The organism is Enterococcus larvae, assembly GCF_017830045.1.
GTDB lineage: Bacteria > Bacillota > Bacilli > Lactobacillales > Enterococcaceae > Enterococcus_L > Enterococcus_L larvae.
In genome coordinates, this window is the sequence record NZ_JAEDXU010000013.1 from 93,380 (window position 1) to 110,124 (window position 16,745).

At 40.0% G+C, this 16,745-nt stretch carries 19 protein-coding genes, 1 pseudogene and 1 other annotated feature; of the genes and pseudogenes, 16 read left to right on the forward strand and 4 right to left on the reverse strand.

Going from position 1 to position 16,745, the window contains the following annotated elements:
• Positions 1 to 39 precede the first annotated feature (39 nt).
• Entirely contained in the window at positions 40 to 681 is a 642-nt protein-coding gene (cbpA, locus tag I6N96_RS18130) for a cyclic di-AMP binding protein CbpA (protein WP_209558980.1), read from the reverse strand.
• Between the two features lie 189 nt (positions 682 to 870).
• Between cbpA and rpmG the strand changes: the two genes are divergently transcribed.
• The 10 genes and pseudogenes from rpmG to I6N96_RS18180 all read left to right on the forward strand — a co-directional run bounded on the left by rpmG (position 871) and on the right by I6N96_RS18180 (position 9,927).
• On the forward strand, positions 871 to 1,023 hold the full coding sequence (gene rpmG, locus I6N96_RS18135) for a 50S ribosomal protein L33 (RefSeq protein ID WP_086348962.1): 153 nt from the start codon (positions 871 to 873) through the stop codon (positions 1,021 to 1,023).
• A gap of 17 nt (positions 1,024 to 1,040) precedes the next feature.
• Complete coding sequence (secE, locus tag I6N96_RS18140) at positions 1,041 to 1,211, forward strand: preprotein translocase subunit SecE (protein WP_209558981.1); 171 nt, start codon at positions 1,041 to 1,043, stop codon at positions 1,209 to 1,211.
• 135 nt (positions 1,212 to 1,346) lie between these two features.
• Entirely contained in the window at positions 1,347 to 1,889 is a 543-nt protein-coding gene (gene nusG / locus I6N96_RS18145) for a transcription termination/antitermination protein NusG (RefSeq protein WP_209558982.1), read from the forward strand.
• Between the two features lie 222 nt (positions 1,890 to 2,111).
• A complete protein-coding gene (locus I6N96_RS18150; RefSeq protein ID WP_209558983.1) occupies positions 2,112 to 2,279 on the forward strand; it encodes a hypothetical protein in 168 nt (55 codons plus the stop codon).
• A gap of 593 nt (positions 2,280 to 2,872) precedes the next feature.
• Positions 2,873 to 3,709 (forward strand): ABC transporter permease, encoded by an 837-nt coding sequence (locus I6N96_RS18155; RefSeq protein WP_209558984.1) that lies wholly within the window; start codon positions 2,873 to 2,875, stop codon positions 3,707 to 3,709.
• Complete coding sequence (locus tag I6N96_RS18160; RefSeq protein WP_209558985.1) at positions 3,702 to 4,481, forward strand: ABC transporter permease; 780 nt, start codon at positions 3,702 to 3,704, stop codon at positions 4,479 to 4,481. Before I6N96_RS18155 ends, I6N96_RS18160 begins: the two co-directional genes overlap by 8 nt.
• A gap of 89 nt (positions 4,482 to 4,570) precedes the next feature.
• Positions 4,571 to 5,611 (forward strand): ABC transporter ATP-binding protein, encoded by a 1,041-nt coding sequence (locus I6N96_RS18165; protein ID WP_209558986.1) that lies wholly within the window; start codon positions 4,571 to 4,573, stop codon positions 5,609 to 5,611.
• A 26-nt stretch (positions 5,612 to 5,637) separates the two neighbouring features.
• On the forward strand, positions 5,638 to 6,699 hold the full coding sequence (locus I6N96_RS18170) for an ABC transporter substrate-binding protein (RefSeq protein WP_209558987.1): 1,062 nt from the start codon (positions 5,638 to 5,640) through the stop codon (positions 6,697 to 6,699).
• 196 nt (positions 6,700 to 6,895) lie between these two features.
• A pseudogene (locus I6N96_RS18175) lies at positions 6,896 to 8,660 on the forward strand (adenine deaminase C-terminal domain-containing protein).
• Positions 8,617 to 9,927 carry an amidohydrolase gene (locus I6N96_RS18180; RefSeq protein ID WP_209558989.1) on the forward strand — a complete coding sequence of 437 codons (1,311 nt, stop codon included), beginning with the start codon at positions 8,617 to 8,619 and terminating at the stop codon, positions 9,925 to 9,927. Before I6N96_RS18175 ends, I6N96_RS18180 begins: the two are co-directional and overlap by 44 nt.
• A gap of 132 nt (positions 9,928 to 10,059) precedes the next feature.
• Here I6N96_RS18180 and sdaAA read toward each other — a convergent pair whose 3' ends face one another.
• The gene (gene sdaAA / locus I6N96_RS18185) at positions 10,060 to 10,932 is read right to left on the reverse strand and encodes an L-serine ammonia-lyase, iron-sulfur-dependent, subunit alpha (RefSeq protein ID WP_209558990.1); all 873 of its coding nucleotides are present in this window, start codon (positions 10,930 to 10,932) and stop codon (positions 10,060 to 10,062) included.
• Between the two features lie 29 nt (positions 10,933 to 10,961).
• The gene (gene sdaAB, locus I6N96_RS18190) at positions 10,962 to 11,630 is read right to left on the reverse strand and encodes an L-serine ammonia-lyase, iron-sulfur-dependent subunit beta (RefSeq protein WP_209558991.1); all 669 of its coding nucleotides are present in this window, start codon (positions 11,628 to 11,630) and stop codon (positions 10,962 to 10,964) included.
• A gap of 323 nt (positions 11,631 to 11,953) precedes the next feature.
• Here sdaAB and I6N96_RS18195 point away from each other — a divergent pair, with 323 nt between their 5' ends.
• The 6 genes from I6N96_RS18195 to rplL all read left to right on the forward strand — a co-directional run bounded on the left by I6N96_RS18195 (position 11,954) and on the right by rplL (position 15,980).
• Positions 11,954 to 12,370, forward strand: coding sequence for an RrF2 family transcriptional regulator (locus I6N96_RS18195; RefSeq protein ID WP_209558992.1), 417 nt, complete (start codon positions 11,954 to 11,956; stop codon positions 12,368 to 12,370).
• A 79-nt stretch (positions 12,371 to 12,449) separates the two neighbouring features.
• The gene (locus tag I6N96_RS18200) at positions 12,450 to 13,262 is read left to right on the forward strand and encodes an SDR family oxidoreductase (protein ID WP_209558993.1); all 813 of its coding nucleotides are present in this window, start codon (positions 12,450 to 12,452) and stop codon (positions 13,260 to 13,262) included.
• A gap of 171 nt (positions 13,263 to 13,433) precedes the next feature.
• Positions 13,434 to 13,856 carry a 50S ribosomal protein L11 gene (gene rplK / locus I6N96_RS18205; protein WP_202063143.1) on the forward strand — a complete coding sequence of 141 codons (423 nt, stop codon included), beginning with the start codon at positions 13,434 to 13,436 and terminating at the stop codon, positions 13,854 to 13,856.
• Between the two features lie 109 nt (positions 13,857 to 13,965).
• Positions 13,966 to 14,655 carry a 50S ribosomal protein L1 gene (gene rplA, locus I6N96_RS18210; protein ID WP_209558994.1) on the forward strand — a complete coding sequence of 230 codons (690 nt, stop codon included), beginning with the start codon at positions 13,966 to 13,968 and terminating at the stop codon, positions 14,653 to 14,655.
• Between the two features lie 214 nt (positions 14,656 to 14,869).
• Positions 14,870 to 15,000: a sequence feature (ribosomal protein L10 leader region), on the forward strand.
• Between the two features lie 42 nt (positions 15,001 to 15,042).
• Entirely contained in the window at positions 15,043 to 15,543 is a 501-nt protein-coding gene (gene rplJ / locus I6N96_RS18215) for a 50S ribosomal protein L10 (RefSeq protein WP_209558995.1), read from the forward strand.
• A gap of 68 nt (positions 15,544 to 15,611) precedes the next feature.
• On the forward strand, positions 15,612 to 15,980 hold the full coding sequence (gene rplL, locus I6N96_RS18220; protein ID WP_209558996.1) for a 50S ribosomal protein L7/L12: 369 nt from the start codon (positions 15,612 to 15,614) through the stop codon (positions 15,978 to 15,980).
• 18 nt (positions 15,981 to 15,998) lie between these two features.
• Here the strand turns inward: rplL and I6N96_RS18225 are convergent.
• On the reverse strand, positions 15,999 to 16,745 hold a 747-nt coding region (locus I6N96_RS18225; protein WP_209558997.1), incomplete at its 5' end, for a transposase.

A 16,745-nucleotide genomic window follows, 5' to 3' on the forward strand; every position in this document is an offset into this window, starting at 1 on the left:
AAAACAGCTCTTCAGAAAATTATGCTGAAGAGCTGTTTTTTATTTATTATTTTTTAAATTTTCAATTTCCGCTACTTTGAAATTCTTTCTTTCAAGCTGTTCAACAATCAATGAGCAGCTTTCTTCTGTTGTTTCAGAAGGCAGCGTGATCAATGTACGGCGGATAAATTCACCTTCACCGATATCCAGTGTGATACAGCTGGCAATGCTGCTGTGTTTAGCGATAATCTTGGTAATACTTGCCAAATCTCCCTGTTTACCTGTAGAAGCTACTGTAAGAACGTAGCTGCCTCTTTCAATATTCCAGGACTGTGCAAGAATATTCAACAAGGTACTATGTGTTAATATTCCGTAAAAATGATTGTTTTCATCTAGTACAGCGATATATGGCAACTCTTTGATTGTGAAAAATACCTTGAAGAAGGAAGTGTTCACAAAAATGAACTTTGTTGCATTTTTCAGCAAATAAGTTACTGGCAGACTCATATCTCCGCCATTTGCTTTATGTCTGTAGATATGCATTTTGTAAATATTGCCTCGGAAAATTTTACCTGATTCATCTAGAATCGGCACACAGCGGTAGCCTGATTCCTCCAATATATTCAATGCTTCTTCTAAAGTACAGGATTCATTGACTGTAGTTAAATTTTTCTTTTTTAGAACGACAGATTTCAGTAACATGCCTGACCCTCCTTATAATAAGTGCTTCTGATAGCTCAATAATAACATAACTTGAAAAAAAACAATAGCCTGTTGGCGAGAGGCGTAGGAAAAGTATTTTCCAACTTTTGAAAATCAGCCGGATATTGACTTTTTGATCAATCAGTGATAATGTTAATAGGTGATTTTATGAACAGAGGAGGAAGAAGTATGGCGGTCAAAAAATCAGCTCTTGCCTGTTCAGTGTGTGGTTCTCGTAATTATTCCAAAGCAATAACTGAAGGAAAACACGGAAGCCGATTAGAGGTTAAAAAATTCTGTAAATACTGTAAACAGCATACATTGCATAAAGAAACAAAGTAATTATTGGAGGAGTAGAGATGAAATTTTTAAAAAGTGTCAGAGACGAAATGAAAAAAGTAACTTGGCCTACTAAAAAACAGTTGCGCAAAGATACATTGGTCGTTATCGAAACAACAGTATTGTTTGCAATCTTGTTCTTCGTTATGGATACAGCGATCCAAACAGCTTTCGGCTGGATTCTTCGTTGATTGTAACTGGAATTTTACTCGAATGAGTGCTATAATAACTGTGTTAGAAAAACTTCGGGCAAGCTGAGGTTTTTTTATTTTCCTGGAAAAACAAAATCAATTGATTTGAATAACGATATAAGGAGCTTAAAGAGAATGGAAACATTTGAAAGAAACTGGTACGTACTGCATACGTACTCCGGCTATGAGAACAAGGTAAAAGCGAATATTGAATCACGTGCACTTAGCATGGGCATGGGCGATTACATTTTTCGTGTAGTAGTTCCGGAAGAAACAGCGACAGAAGAAAAGAACGGAAAGAAAAAAGAAGTTGTGCATAAAACGTTCCCTGGTTATGTCTTAGTGGAGATGGTCATGACAGATGATTCATGGTATGTCGTTCGTAATACACCGGGAGTAACAGGCTTTGTTGGCTCTCATGGTGCCGGTAGTAAACCAGCTCCGTTACTGCAAGAAGAAATCAACCATATCCTGCGTTCAATTGGAATGAGTGCACGTCAAACTGAACTAGAGGTAGAAATTGGTGAAGTCGTTCGTATTATTGAAGGAGCCTTCTCCGGATTAGAGGGAGAAGTAACTGAAATCGACGAAGAGAAACAAAAGCTGAAAGTAAATATCGACATGTTTGGTCGTGAAACAAGTACTGAACTTGACTTTGAACAAGTCGATAAAATTTAATAAAAGAAGAGGCTCAGACAATCTATATGTTGTCATGAGCAGCTTCAAAAAGCAGAAGGATCATCGGGTAGATGCTCCTTCTGCTTTTTTTTGCTTTAGCTATTACTTAGACTTACCCTCAGTTGGTAAGTTAAGTTCTTTGAGTTCCCGCAACATGCTACACATAGCATTGTATTGACTGGTGTTCATGCTCATCCGTAATTCCTTAGCAGTCAAGAGGTTGTGACGATCAATGATGTTGATTTGGTGATCGTTGAACGATTCTTTCCATATCCGACTCTTCTTGAACCAATAGTTCTAAGCTTGTACTGCTCCTTACTGAAGGACTGGGTTTTAAAGGCAGATTTCAAAATGTATTCATCAGAGGTGATCATCAGTGTAGTTTGGTAGTCAAGAAATAGAAAAGCTAGTAAAAAAACGAAGTAGTAGAGTGGCCATAATGATTTCGTTACGCTCTTGTAGAGGAAATATTATCCAATAAAGAACTGCCAAAAAAGCAATAAAGAGGATCGTGCGTAAGTTTTTAGGGTTTAATTTGAATTCGTTCATGTTGTTCTCCGAGTGAGTTATTTTATTAAGCTTATAGTATAGCAGGGGCGGATAAATTAAAAAAAACTTGATTGATGAAGAATAAATAATTAGAGAGCTGTTATTTTTTTATCACGTTGTTAAATAATGTTCGTGTTTTGGGGATTTCAAATGAAGAAGAAAATAAAAAGGTTGAACTAGTCGAGAGTCATAAGTATCCAGATGATAGGTAAACCAACTTATATGAACGGTCATTTATATTTTGAAAGTTATTAAAAGTTTAAAAATGCAGGAATCTAATTAGAAAATCGAAAAAAGAGAAGACGAACAAAAAAATATGTATAGACATTTTGTGCAATGAAAACCAATTTTTAGTGAAATATTAGAAAAAAATCATTGTAAACGTTCGTGTTTTTGATTATAATGTTACAGAAAAACGAATGAGGAGAGGTAAAATGAAACGGAATGTTCCGTATTTGATTGTAACACCAGGGATTATTTTATTGTTATTTTTTATGCTGGTACCTTTGGTAAACAGTATATGGCCGACTATTTTTACAGATAGTGGAGCCAGTATCAAGCCATATGTAGATTTTTTGACAGATGACTATAATTTGAAAATTTTTATTCGTACGATCAAAGTATCGGTGATCGTGACACTTATCTCTGCTGCTTTGGGAATTCCGGCAGCGTATTTTATTGCAGGTGTTAGTAAAAAATGGAAAAGTCTATTGATGGCAATGACGATGTTTCCTTTACTGACGAACTCTGTTATTCGAAGCTTTGCGTGGATCAATATTCTTGGGAAATCAGGTGTGATCAACAGCTTGTTGCTGAATATTGGTATCATCGATCAGCCGCTAACATTGCTTTATACGGAATTTTCGATTATTGTCGGTTCTGTTTACTTGTTTCTTCCAACAATGATCATGACACTTGTGGGTGTGATGGAAACGATCGAGAAGGAAACTCTGGAGGCCGCTGAAACCTTGGGAGCTAGTCCCTTCACAGCTTTCTATAAAATCGTTCTCCCGTTGTGTACACCGGGTGTGATCGTCGGTAGTATTTTGGTTTTTACCGGGACAATGACCGCTTATACAACGCCGCAATTACTGGGTGGAAATAAAAATATGCTGATGGCCACCTTCCTTTATCAAAAGGCTTCTACTTTAGGAGATTGGACTTCTGCCAGTGTGATCGCTTTGATCATGATCGTTACTACATTGGTCGTGAATAAAGGATTGAATATGGCTGCAGCTCGTTTAGATCGGAGGGAAATGAATAATGCGTAAGCAAAAGGGTATGACATTGATTGCTGTTTTAGTGTTTGCTTTCCTATTTCTGCCTCTAGTCGTTATCGTAGTTACGTCCTTTGGGAAAGCCGCAACTATCCAATTCCCAATTGAAGAGGTTTCATTGGATTGGTATAAAAAAGCACTTACTTCAGAAACATTCATGAATAGCTTTAAACTGAGTGGAGCAATAGGCATCGGTGCGACATTATTAGCCTTACTGATTGGTGTGCCGGCATCCTATGCATTATCTCGTTATGATATGAAGGGAAAAAATATACTGAAAAGTTTTTTCCTGTCACCAACAATGATTCCGGGAATTGTAGTTGGGTATTCTCTATTTCAATTCGTAGTGATCCAGCTGCGTTTACCAGTGATTCAGGGCTTGTTGATTGGGCATTTTCTGATCAGTTTGCCATATATCATTCGTGTAGTCGGCTCCAGTATGGAGCAATTGGATTTTTCAATTGAAGAAGTTGCTTGGACATTAGGCTGTACACGAGTTCGCGCCTTTCTAAAAATCGTCCTGCCAAATGTCTCTTCTGGAATTTTTGCAGCATTTATGTTGGCGTTTGTTAATTCATTCAATAATGTGCCGGTTTCCATGTTTCTATCCGGACCGGGAGTAACTATGCTGCCAACCTCGTTGCTAAGTTATATTGAATATACGTATGATCCAACTGTATCGGCTATCTCAGTAATGATCATGTTGCTGACGATCTTGTTGATGTTCATCGTTGAAAAGACATTAGGATTGGCATCCATATCCTAAGAAATTGGGTATAGAAGAAATGGACTTTTTAGAATCGGAAAGCAAGCTGAGCAGCTTTGTTTCCATCAACAAAGAAAAGAGGGTAATGTGTGAGCTTTGTAAATTTAAATAATATTCGTGTCAGCTATGACGGTAAACAAAATATATTAGAGCAATTAAATATTTCTATGGAAAAGGGTGAGCTGGTTTCTTTATTGGGACCAAGCGGCTGTGGGAAAACCACGACGCTTCGTGTGATTGCCGGATTGATTTCTCCAAATGACGGGTCTTTTGTTTTGGATGGGCAGGAGATCGTCAAGGTTCCTGTGCATAAACGTAATTTTGGTATGGTGTTCCAAAGCTATGCATTATTTCCACATTTGACCATTTCAGAGAATGTCGCTTTTGGTCTGAAGCTTCGCAAGGAGTCAAAGGAAACTATCAATAAGAAAGTTGCTGATATGCTGGAAATCTGTGGATTGGGACAGTTCGGCGATCGTTATCCGAAACAGCTTTCAGGCGGACAACGGCAACGGGTAGCTTTGGCGAGAGCACTGGTTATTGAACCAAAGTTATTGCTGCTTGATGAGCCTTTGAGTAATTTGGATGCGAAGCTGCGGGTGCAGATGCGTATCGAAATCAAACGAATCCAGCAGCAGTTGGGGATCACAACGGTGTTTGTTACCCATGATCAAGAAGAGTGCTTCTCGATTTCTGATAAAGTTGCAGTGATGAACAATGGCGTGATTGAGCAATATGATACACCTGAGATGATTTATCGTAATCCAAAAACCAAGTTTGTGGCTCATTTCATTGGGTTTGAAAACTTTTTTGAAGTTAATCAAGCTTCTGGAAATCATTACGAGGCAAAGGGTATTCATTTTGAGACAGAGTATGAACAAGCGCCGGCGGCTTCACTAGTAGCGACGATTCGTCCAGAAGACATTGAGATTGCTTCAGGGGCAACTGAAAATATTGTTAACGGTCAGGTAGAGGTTCGAACATTTCTTGGTAAGAGTTACCAATATGAAGTAGTTACACCGCTTGGAAAATTCTTAGTTAATGGTAGTGATAAGCAAATTTATGAAGCAGGCGACACAATCGCTTTATATTTTCCAAAAGGAAAAATCGTTCTTTTGGAAGATAAATAAATAAAAAGGGAAAAGAGGAAATAATTGTGAAAAAACGTTTTGCAGCAGGAACATTGGTATTGGCAAGCATGTTTGCATTGGCAGCATGTGGTGGAGGAAGTTCAGACAACTCTTCAGACAAAAAAGAATCAAAGGATTTAGTTGTATCAACATTTGGCTTGAGTGAAGATATCGTGAAAAGTGATGTTATGGCACCGTTTGAAAAGGAATTTGATGCGAAAATCACGATGGATATCGGAAACAGCGGAGACCGTTTTACCAAGCTTGTCAGTAATCCTACTGGTATTGATGTGATTGAACTGGCTCAGGCAAATTCAGCTGATGGAGCTTCACAGGATATGTTTGAAAAACTAGATGAATCAAAAATCCCGAATATCGCAGATTTAACAGATGGCGCAAAAGAAGTTTTTGACAGCGGTGCAGGTGTTCCGATTGCTGTAAATAGTGTAGGAATCGTTTATGACAAAGAAAAAGTCGGCAAAGAAATCACTGACTGGTCTGATCTGTGGGATTCTTCATTAAAGGGAAAAATCTCTATCCCGGAAATCACAACAACTGCCGGACCTCTGATGATGTACATTGCAAGTGACTATGCAGGTGAAGATATCACAAAAGATAACGGCGAAGCTGCTTTCAAAGCCTTGGAAGAGCTGAAACCAAATATTGTAAAAACATATGCTAAATCCTCTGATTTGGCAAACATGTTCCAAGCAGGAGAAATCGAAGCTGCTATAGTAATGGACTTTGCTTATGATGTGATCAAGGGAGATTCTGATTCAATCGAATATGTTGTTCCGGAGAGTGGTACGTATGCAAATTACAACACGATCAACATTCCAAAAGAAGCAGCAAATAAAGAGTTGGCTTATGAGTTCGTCAACTACAGAATCAGTGCTGACTCTCAAAAAACAAAAGCTCTTTCTCTGAATGAGGCACCGACAGTAAGCACTGTTGAGCTGACGGAAGAAGAAGCTGGAAACATGACGTATGGTGCTATTGCAGATCGTGCAGAAACAGTTGACTTTGATTTTGTAAATGGTCAATTAACTGACTGGATCGATCAGTGGAACCGCCTGATCAATCAATAAGAAATGAAATACTATGGCTGGGATGACATCAAAGGATTCCCAGCCATTTGATTTTGATGAAAGAAACGACATAAAACAGGTATAATGAGTGAGATGAATACCGTTGCATTTTCATTGCACGAATGCTTGAGTGGAATAAGTTATTCAACAACATCTACAAAATTACATAACAAAAGAAGTAAGGGGATCATGGCTTATGAAAATCGATTTATTGATAAAAAATGTGAATGTCTATAATACAGTAAAACAACTATTTGAGAAAAAGAATGTAACAGTGAGTGATGGAAAATTCTATTACATCAGCTCAAAGGATCTGACCTATTTGAATGCAGTACAAGAAATAGATGGGCAAGGGCGCTGCATGGTTCCGGGACTGTTGGATATTCATATGCATATCGAAAGCTCGATGACTACACCAACGATTTTTTCCAAGGCTGTTTTACCACATGGTGTGACCACAGTTGTTGCAGATGCTCACGAAATGGCGAATGTTTTTGGTATTGACGGATTAACAGAGTTCATGGCAGCAAAAACGGAAATTGATATTTTTCATGCAATCCCATCTTCCGTTCCCTCAACAACACCGGAGCTGGAAACAACAGGTGGAATCATTGGATTGGAAGAGGTCGCTGAGCTATTGGAAAATCCACGAATCATTTGCTTGGGAGAAGCGATGAACTTTAAGGGGATTGCCAGCGAACCAGACTCATTGATTCGACAAATCATCGATCTTTGTAAAGAGAAGCGTCCAACTATGCCATTGGAAGGGCATTGTCCAAAGATTTATGAAGAGGAGCTGGCAGCGTTTTTGTATAGTGGGATTTCTTCGGATCATACACATCAATTTCCTGAATCTCTAGCAGAAAAAATTGAAAACGGTATGTTCATTCAATTCCAGAATAAATCGATCACTCCGGAAAATATGGCGGTCATCGTAGAGAACAACTACTATGACTATGCCTGTCTGATCACGGATGATGTGATGGCAGACGTTTTACTGGAAGGGCACTTGAATGAGAACTTGAAAAAGGCCGTTGCAGCAGGGGTACCAATAGAGCAGGCTATCTATATGACGACCTATACTCCGGCAAGAAGGATGAGTCTGAATGATCGGGGAATGATCGCGCCAGGGAGAGTCGCTGACTTTTTACTACTGGATGATTTAGCTTCATTTTCTATTGAAGAGGTTTATAAATCAGGAAAATTGGTGCATAAAAAAGGGGATGCGGTTGCTTACCCTGAGAAGGTGGAGCAGTTTCCGGCTAGCTACAGTCAATCTGTACAGTGTAAGTTGCTGGCAGCAGAGGATCTAAAAATTCCGGTACAAACAGAGTTGAAGAAGGTGCGTTGTAATGTTATCCAGAAACAAGAGATAGGCACTTTTACTGAGCGAATATCGAAGGAGATAGCAGTTAAAGATGGTTTTCTGGATTGGGAAAACTCGGATTGCGCATTACTGCTCGTGATGGAACGCTATGGAAAAAATGGCAATATTGCATATGCGTTGATGGAACAGCCGATCACCAAGCAAGGAAGTATCGGTACAACTTGGGCTCATGATCACCATAATGTGATGGTGATGGGAAACAATAGTGAAGATATACTGACAGCACAACACGAACTGCTAAGTATGCAAGGCGGTTATGTTGTCACTGAGCATGGGTCTATCAAGGCAACTTGTCCGTTGCCAATCGGCGGGATTTTGTCTCAGGCACCAATCGAAGAGCTAGGCACTGATTTGAAACAAGTGCGAAGAGCAATGCAGGATTTGGGCTATAAGAATATGAATGAGATCATGTCGTTTTCAACGCTGTCGTTACCTGTATCACCTGCTATTAAGATGACTGATAAAGGAATGATGGATACGAAGACACAAGAATTCTATCCGCTTGTCTTTCCAGAGGATGGAGTGATTGCATGAAAACCTTGATCAAAGCTGTTCACGTATTGACGATCGATGACCAGATGACAGAATATAAAAATGGGTATGTTCTGATTGACGGGGAAGAGATCGTTGAGGTAGGAGAATGGCTGGAACAGGAGATTGCAGCAGATGAAATAGTTGATGGACAGGGAGGGCTGCTGCTGCCGGGATTCATCAACACCCATACGCATGTCGGAATGATTCCATTTCGATCACTTGGAGACGATGTTCCGGATCGCTTGAGGCGCTTCCTGTTTCCTCTGGAAGCATACATGACAAGAGAACTGGCAGCAGCAAGCAGTGCGTATGCAATTAGTGAGATGCTGCTGAGTGGTGTGACTGGATTTTGTGATATGTATTATTTTGAGGATCAAGTGGCAGAGGTATGTGATCGCTTCGGCGTTCGAGCAATTGTTGGCGAGACAATCATAGACATGCCGACTTGTGATAGTGAAGAGCCTTCTGGAGGGTTAAGCTATTGTGAAGACTTCATCCCTAAATGGAAGAACCATCCATTGATTACTCCGGCCATTGCCCCTCATGCGCCGAATACGAATTCCTATGGGGTACTAAAGAAAATCGTGGAAATGAGTCATGACTATCAAGTGCCGATCACGATGCATGTGGCAGAGATGGATTATGAATTGATTGAACTAGCTGAAGAGCATCAACAGACACCCTTTGAACTGTTAGAAAGTTTAGGATATATGGAGCGGCCATTTATTATGGCGCATTGTATTCATATGACAGATTCTGATATCGCTCTGACTGCTGCTCATGCAAAGAATGCTCGAATTGCCCATTGTATCGGTGCAAATACGAAATCAGCTAAAGGAGTAGCGCCAGTCAAGTCTATGCTGAAGGCTAGATTGACCGTGGGGCTGGGGACAGACGGACCAAGCAGCGGCAATACGCTGGATCTGTTTACACAAATGAAGCTATTCGCCAATTTTCACAAAACTTATGAAAAGGATCGTGCACTGTTTCCGGCGAAAGATATTGTTCGACTGGCAACAAAAGGGGGGGCCGAAACACTTGGCTTTGATGAGGTTGGTTCGATAGAAGCTGGAAAGAAAGCAGATATGATTCTTGTTGAAACCCAGTCTGTCAATATGTTTCCGATTTTTGATCCATATTCTGCATTGGTGTATTCAGCGAATTCATCAAATGTTGAACATGTCTGGGTCAACGGCAAGCAACTGGTCAAAGAGCATCAGCTCATCGCTCATGATCTAAGAGAAATCAGAGAAGAGCTCTACAATCAGATGGGACAGTTTGTTGCAGAAGCGAAGAAGAGAATGTAGAAATTGAGCAGCTGCGATGAGGGATAGAGGAAAACCATCTTTATAAATCACGTGTTGAAGCAGTTCAACGCTGATTTGAAAAGATGGTTTTTTATGTGTGAAGTGATTCTATTTATAGTAAGTAATACAAAACTAATCCTTCTTCGATAAAAGTTCCTTTGTCAGTCTTTTAGCTGTCGGAGTGACAGCCAGCCCACCTTCGGCAGTTTCTTTGAAAATACCGGGCATTTGACGTCCTACCTGATACATGGCTGCGACAACTTCATCGGGAGGAATGACACTCTTGATTCCGGCAAGGGCCATATCAGCAGATATGAAAGCTTGGGAAGAACCCAAGGCATTTCGTTTCACACATGGCACCTCGACTAGTCCGGCAACAGGATCGCAAATCAGTCCCATCATATTTTTCAAAGTAATGGCGACAGCTTGAGCTGCTTGCTCTGGTGAACCTCCGGCAGCGCAAACCAATGCGGCACTTGCCATGGCGCTGGCAGAGCCGATTTCAGCCTGACAGCCGCCTTCTGCACCGCTGATGGATGAATTGTTGGCGATGACCAAGCCAAAGGCTCCGGCAGTGAAAAGAAATTCCAACTGCTGCTCATGAGTCAGTTCTAAACGATCGACAGCAGCTAAAAGAACCCCAGGAACAACTCCGGCACTACCTGCTGTTGGTGTTGCGCAAATCAGTCCCATTTTTGCATTGACTTCATTGACCGCAACTGCATTTTTTACAGCTGTCAAAATAGTTTCACCGCTTAAAAAATTGCCGCTTTCAATATAGCTGTTGAGACGCGCAGCATCCCCACCAGTGATTTTAGTAACAGAGGTAACTCCGGCAGTTCCTTCAGCGATGGATTGCTTCATCACGACTAGATTTTTTTCCATGGTTTCGATGATCCGTTCACGACTGCAATGATGAGTGTCCATTTCTACAGCAATCATCAATTCAGCAACTGATGGAAAATCGGATGCTTGTAACACTAATTCTTCAATAGAAAGAAACATCGTTTTTTGCTCCTTTGATAGATTTCAACTTAATCAAAATAATTTACGTTATGAATATGGGGGATTTTTCCCAATGTATCAACAATTGTTCCAGCTTCTTGTTGATCGACCTCGATGATCATGATGGCTTTTTCGCCTTTTGATTCTCGAGTGACTGTCATTGTTCCAATGTTTATTGCCATTTCAGAAAGACAGTTAGTCACTTTTGCAATCATTCCAGGTACATCCTGATGAACGATGATAAATGTAGGGACACCCATATTCAAGGAAATCTTGAAGCCGTCCAGCTCAGAAATCTGAATGTTCCCACCACCGATGGAAATACCGGTAACTGAGAGTTTGCGTTTTCCTTTAGAGACTAATAGCTGAACAGAGTTGGGGTGATCCGCTTTTTCATTTCTGGGAACGAAAAGAACCTCCATTCCTTTTTCATGAGCAATCTTCAATGAATCGGCCAGCGCCGGATCGTCAGGCTCCATACCAAGAAGTCCACCCACTAGCGCAATATCAGTGCCATGCCCTCGGTAAGTTTTCGCAAAGGATTCATAAAGATAAATGTCTACAGTGTCAGGTTGTTCGCCGAAAATATTTCGAACGATCTTACCGATACGCGCAGCACCGGCAGTATGTGAGCTGCTGGGGCCAATCATCACGGGACCGATGATGTCAAATACACTTTTATATCGTTGTTGTTCCATAATAAAGCTCCTTTTTAATAGAAGTCAGCTTCAGACAGCTGTTTGCTTATAGCTGGATATTCATAGTTGGGCCTGTTCATTAGCTGAGCAAATAGTTTATGTAATGGTTCATTGTAATTGAACGAACTGGAAGTAGTGTAACATATGAGGCTTGGAAAAGTGAAGATTTCTACTAAAAAAACAGTGAGAATTAATAGAATACGATTTCGAAAATATGTCATAAGGGTTAATGAGTAGTAAATAAAGAAATGCATTCAAAAATAAAAGTTGACAAACTATATATTCTTGATATATAGTTTTTGTAAAGAAAGTAGGTGGCAGCTATGTCCTATTCAGGTGCTACTTTTCAAGGGATATCGATCCTAGTGTTCATCCATTTTAAATCGGAAGAAGAGAAGTATGATTTTCTTTCAGCCAAAGTAATTTCGGAGATGCTCAATATCCCAACTCCTACAGTTGTGAAAATTTTGGGTAAGCTGAAAAAGGCCGACTTGATTGTGACAAAAGAGGGTGCTCGAGGCGGGAATCATTTAGCCAGGCCCATTGCTGAAATCACACTGTATGATGTTTTTCATGCAGTTGAGCAGGGAACAGAGCTGTTTCGAACCTATCGCACCTTCAATATGGATTTCGATAATTTGGATAACATGGTGGAAAAAGGTATCAGTAGTTTGAAAAAAGCAGAAAAAGCAATGGAAGAAGAACTGGCAAACGTCAGAATATCTGACTTGATCCAATAAAGGACGGAATGTCCGTTTTTCTTTCGTTTTAACTATATATAAAGTGTATAAAGAATATTTAGTTAGGAGAGAATAAAATATGGAAAAAACAGTTTTTATAACAGGGGCTTCTTCAGGGATAGGTAGAGAAGCTGTAAAGTACTTTATTGAAAAAGAGTGGCAGGTCATTGCTGCCATGCGAAGGCCTGAACTGGAAACAGAGCTGAAGAATCACAAAAAATTATTATTGGTCAGCTGTGATGTTACGAATCATGAAAGTATTGAAGACGCTCTTCAAAGAGGGATTGAACAGTTCAAGCAGATCGATGTACTGGTCAATAATGCAGGATATTATCTTTTTGGCCCGTTGGAAGAAGCGAGTGATGAACAAGTGAGACAGCAAATCGATACCAATCTGATAGGGGTAATCAGTATGACAAAAGCCCTTATTCCATATTTCAGAGGGCAGCAGTCGGGTCGGATCATCAATATTTCTTCCATTGCCGGTAGAACTTCTCTCCCTTTACAGTCCGTCTATCATGCGACAAAATGGGGAATTGAAGGCCTGACAGAGTCGCTTCGCTATGAGTTGAGGCCATTCAATATCAAGCTGAAGCTGATCGAACCTGGCGTGATCCATACAGATTTTTATGAGCGTTCGATGCAGACAACAGCCTTGAGTGATGAGTATGAATTGTACGGAAAGACAGTGAGAGACAATGTTGCAGCAAATGGTGCAAACGGCTCTTCTCCGAGAGGAGTGGCAGAAGTGATTTTCAAGGCTGCCACTGATAATAGTAGTAAGCTAAGATATACAGTAGGAAAGAGTAGACAGCTGATTCAGCTTAGGCAACTGCTTCCTCTCGCCAGTTATCAATTTTTAGTTGGAAAAGTCATGACGCAAAAGAATTGAGAAAACTAGATTAAACTTATGAAAAAGCATTGAAAAACTAAGGAAAAGACTGTATACTATTCAAGTGTGCATTTTTGCACACGTCTATTCTTGGTGTTTTCAGGAAGGACAGTGGGAGGAGAAATATGCATCTCCAATTAACCACATCACGGACTCAAGGAGGTATGTCTCGTGGCAAAAAAAGTAGAAAAATTAGTTAAATTGCAAATTCCTGCAGGTAAAGCAACACCAGCACCGCCAGTAGGTCCTGCACTAGGTCAAGCGGGTATCAACATTATGGGATTCACTAAAGAATTCAACGCTCGTACAGCTGATCAAGCAGGTTTGATCATTCCAGTGGTAATCTCTGTATACGAAGACCGTTCATTCACTTTCGTAACTAAGACACCACCAGCTGCAGTACTATTGAAAAAAGCAGCTAAAATTGACAAAGGTTCAGGCGAACCAAACAAAAATAAAGTAGCTAAAGTAACCAGCGACCAAGTAAAAGAAATCGCTGAACTTAAAATGGCAGACCTAAACGCAGCTAATGTTGAATCAGCTATGCGCATGGTTGAAGGAACTGCACGAAGCATGGGGATCACTGTAGAATAATAGATTATCTGCAACCCTGAAGAAGTAGCTTCTCAGTCTGTTTCATATTGAAAGATATGAATTACGTGGGAGGTTCTACCGTTATAACCACAATCAAGGAGGAAACAAAATGGCTAAAAAGAGCAAAAAAATGCAAGATGCATTAAAAAAAGTTGATACTACTAAAGCTTACACAGTAGCAGAAGCGGTAGCTTTGGCTAAAGATACAAATACTGCGAAATTCGATGCAACAGTTGAAGTTGCTTACCGTCTAAACGTAGACCCTAAAAAAGCAGACCAACAAATCCGTGGAGCAGTTGTGCTTCCAAACGGAACTGGTAAAACTCAAACAGTTTTGGTATTTGCTAAAGGTGAAAAAGCGAAAGAAGCGGAAGCTGCTGGCGCTGACTATGTTGGAGATGCTGACATGGTTAACAAAATCCAACAAGGCTGGTTCGATTTCGACGTAGTTGTTGCAACTCCGGACATGATGGCTGAAGTTGGTAAATTAGGTCGTGTATTAGGTCCTAAAGGATTAATGCCTAACCCTAAAACTGGTACTGTAACTATGGACGTAACAAAAGCAATCAACGAAGTAAAAGCTGGTAAAGTAACTTACCGTGTTGATAAAGCTGGTAACATCCATGTTCCTATCGGTAAAGTATCATTCGATACAGACAAGCTGATTGAAAACTTCAACACAATCAACGATGTACTGTTGAAAGCTAAACCATCAGCAGCAAAAGGTCAATACATCAAAAACATTTCAGTAACAACAACATTTGGCCCTGGAATCCACGTTGACCAATTTTCTTTCTAAGAAATAAAAGTTGAGTGAACTGGTTAAATCATGAGCAAATTAGGGAAGTGGCTCAAAGATGTTTTTTATCTTTGTAGACAATTCATCTATTTGCCGATTGATTTAGTTCAGGAAACTAGATGAAAATAAAAGCTGAGCAGACTAGTTCAATTCATGAGCAAGTTTGCTAAAAAAACTATTGACTCAACTACCTTATCTATGATAAGGTAGTTGAGGTTAATAATTAACTGTACCGAAGACAGTAGGTGACGCAAGTCTTAATTTCCTACCGAGGACAACGATTGATAAAAATTTGTCAATGAGTCCCTCTATGTCAACGGTGGCATGGAGTTTTTTGTTGTTTATCAACTAAAAACTTCTCCATCATTATTCAGGAGGTGAAAATAAATGAGTGAAGCAGCAATCGCTAAAAAAGCAGGTTTAGTTGATGACGTAACTGAAAAATTCAAAGCAGCAGCTTCTGTAGTCATCGTTGACTACCGTGGTTTAACTGTTGAAGAAGTAACAAGCTTACGTAAACAACTACGCGATGCAAACGTTGAAATGAAAGTTATCAAAAATTCTATCCTTTCACGTGCCGCAAAAGCAGCAGGCTTAGAAGGTCTTGATGAAGTATTCACAGGTCCTACAGCTGTAGCATTCAGTAACGAAGATGTAGTTGCACCGGCTAAGATTATGGATGAATTTGCAAAAGATGCAAAAGCATTGGAAATCAAAGGTGGGGTTATCGAAGGTAAAGTATCTTCTTTGGAAGAAATTACTGCACTTGCGAAACTACCAAGCCGCGAAGGTTTACTATCTATGTTGCTGTCTGTTCTACAAGCACCAGTCCGCAACGTTGCCTACGCTGTCAAAGCAGTGGCAGAAAAACAAGAAGAAGTTGCTTAATCGCAGCCTAACTTTAGTATCATAAAAAAAATTATAGTTTATTAAACTTTAAATGGAGGAAAACAAAAATGGCATTGAATATTGAAAACATTATTGCTGAACTAGAAACAGCAACTATCTTAGAATTAAGCGAATTAGTTAAAGCTATTGAAGAAAAATTTGACGTATCTGCAGCAGCTCCTGTTGCAGCAGCAGCAGGTCCTGCAGCTGGTGGCGGCGAAGAACAAACTGAATTCACTGTAGAATTGACTGCAGCTGGAGATCAAAAAGTTAAAGTTATCAAAGCAGTTCGTGAAGCAACTGGTCTTGGCTTGAAAGAAGCTAAAGCTGTAGTTGACGGAGCTCCTGCACCAGTTAAAGAAGGCATCTCTAAAGATGAAGCTGAAACATTGAAAGCTGCTTTAGAAGAAGTTGGCGCTTCTGTAACAGTAAAATAATTCTCTTTTGTAGAGATTTTAGAGAGTGGGACAATAGTCCGCTCTCAAAAAGAAAACAAGTCTGATTTTGATGATCAATATCAAAATCGGGCTTGTTTTTTCTTCTTTCCGTCTCTTTCTCTCCATGTGCTTCCCTAATTTTCTCAAGTTTAACGCCATCAGCGCCAAACCAACATCAATCTTCGCTCCTTGTTTTCCACGCAAATGGAAACGATGGAACCCCAAATGAGCCTTTAGATGCCCAAATACTGGTTCGACCTCGATTTTTCGTTTTCGATAAATCGAACCTGTTTTTTCATCTAAAAGCTTCTGCTTACACACTGCTTTGAAGTACTGCCAATTATTGTTCACTTGAATCTGACGTGTTCGGTCGCTTTTGGCTTTCGTACAGTGACTACGAACAGGACAACCTCGACAATCCTCACATTCATAGACTTTGAAGTCTCGGACAAATCCTCCTTTGTCCGTTCTTCGACTGTATCGCTTGAAGGGAACTGCCCGATGGGCAGGACAAATATAGGTATCCTCTTCTTCAAGATAGCGCCAGTTTTCAACGATAAATGGATTGTCTCTGTAGTTCTTTTTGCTTTCTTTATGGTACCCACCATAGGTAATCAATGGTGTTTTATGCAAGATATCACTGATATACATATAATTTTCTTCACTGCCATAACCGGCATCTGCCACAATATATTCGGGTAGCTCCTTGTGTTGGTCTAAGAAGCTGTCTAAGAACGGATTTAAGGTTTTTGTATCGGTTGGATT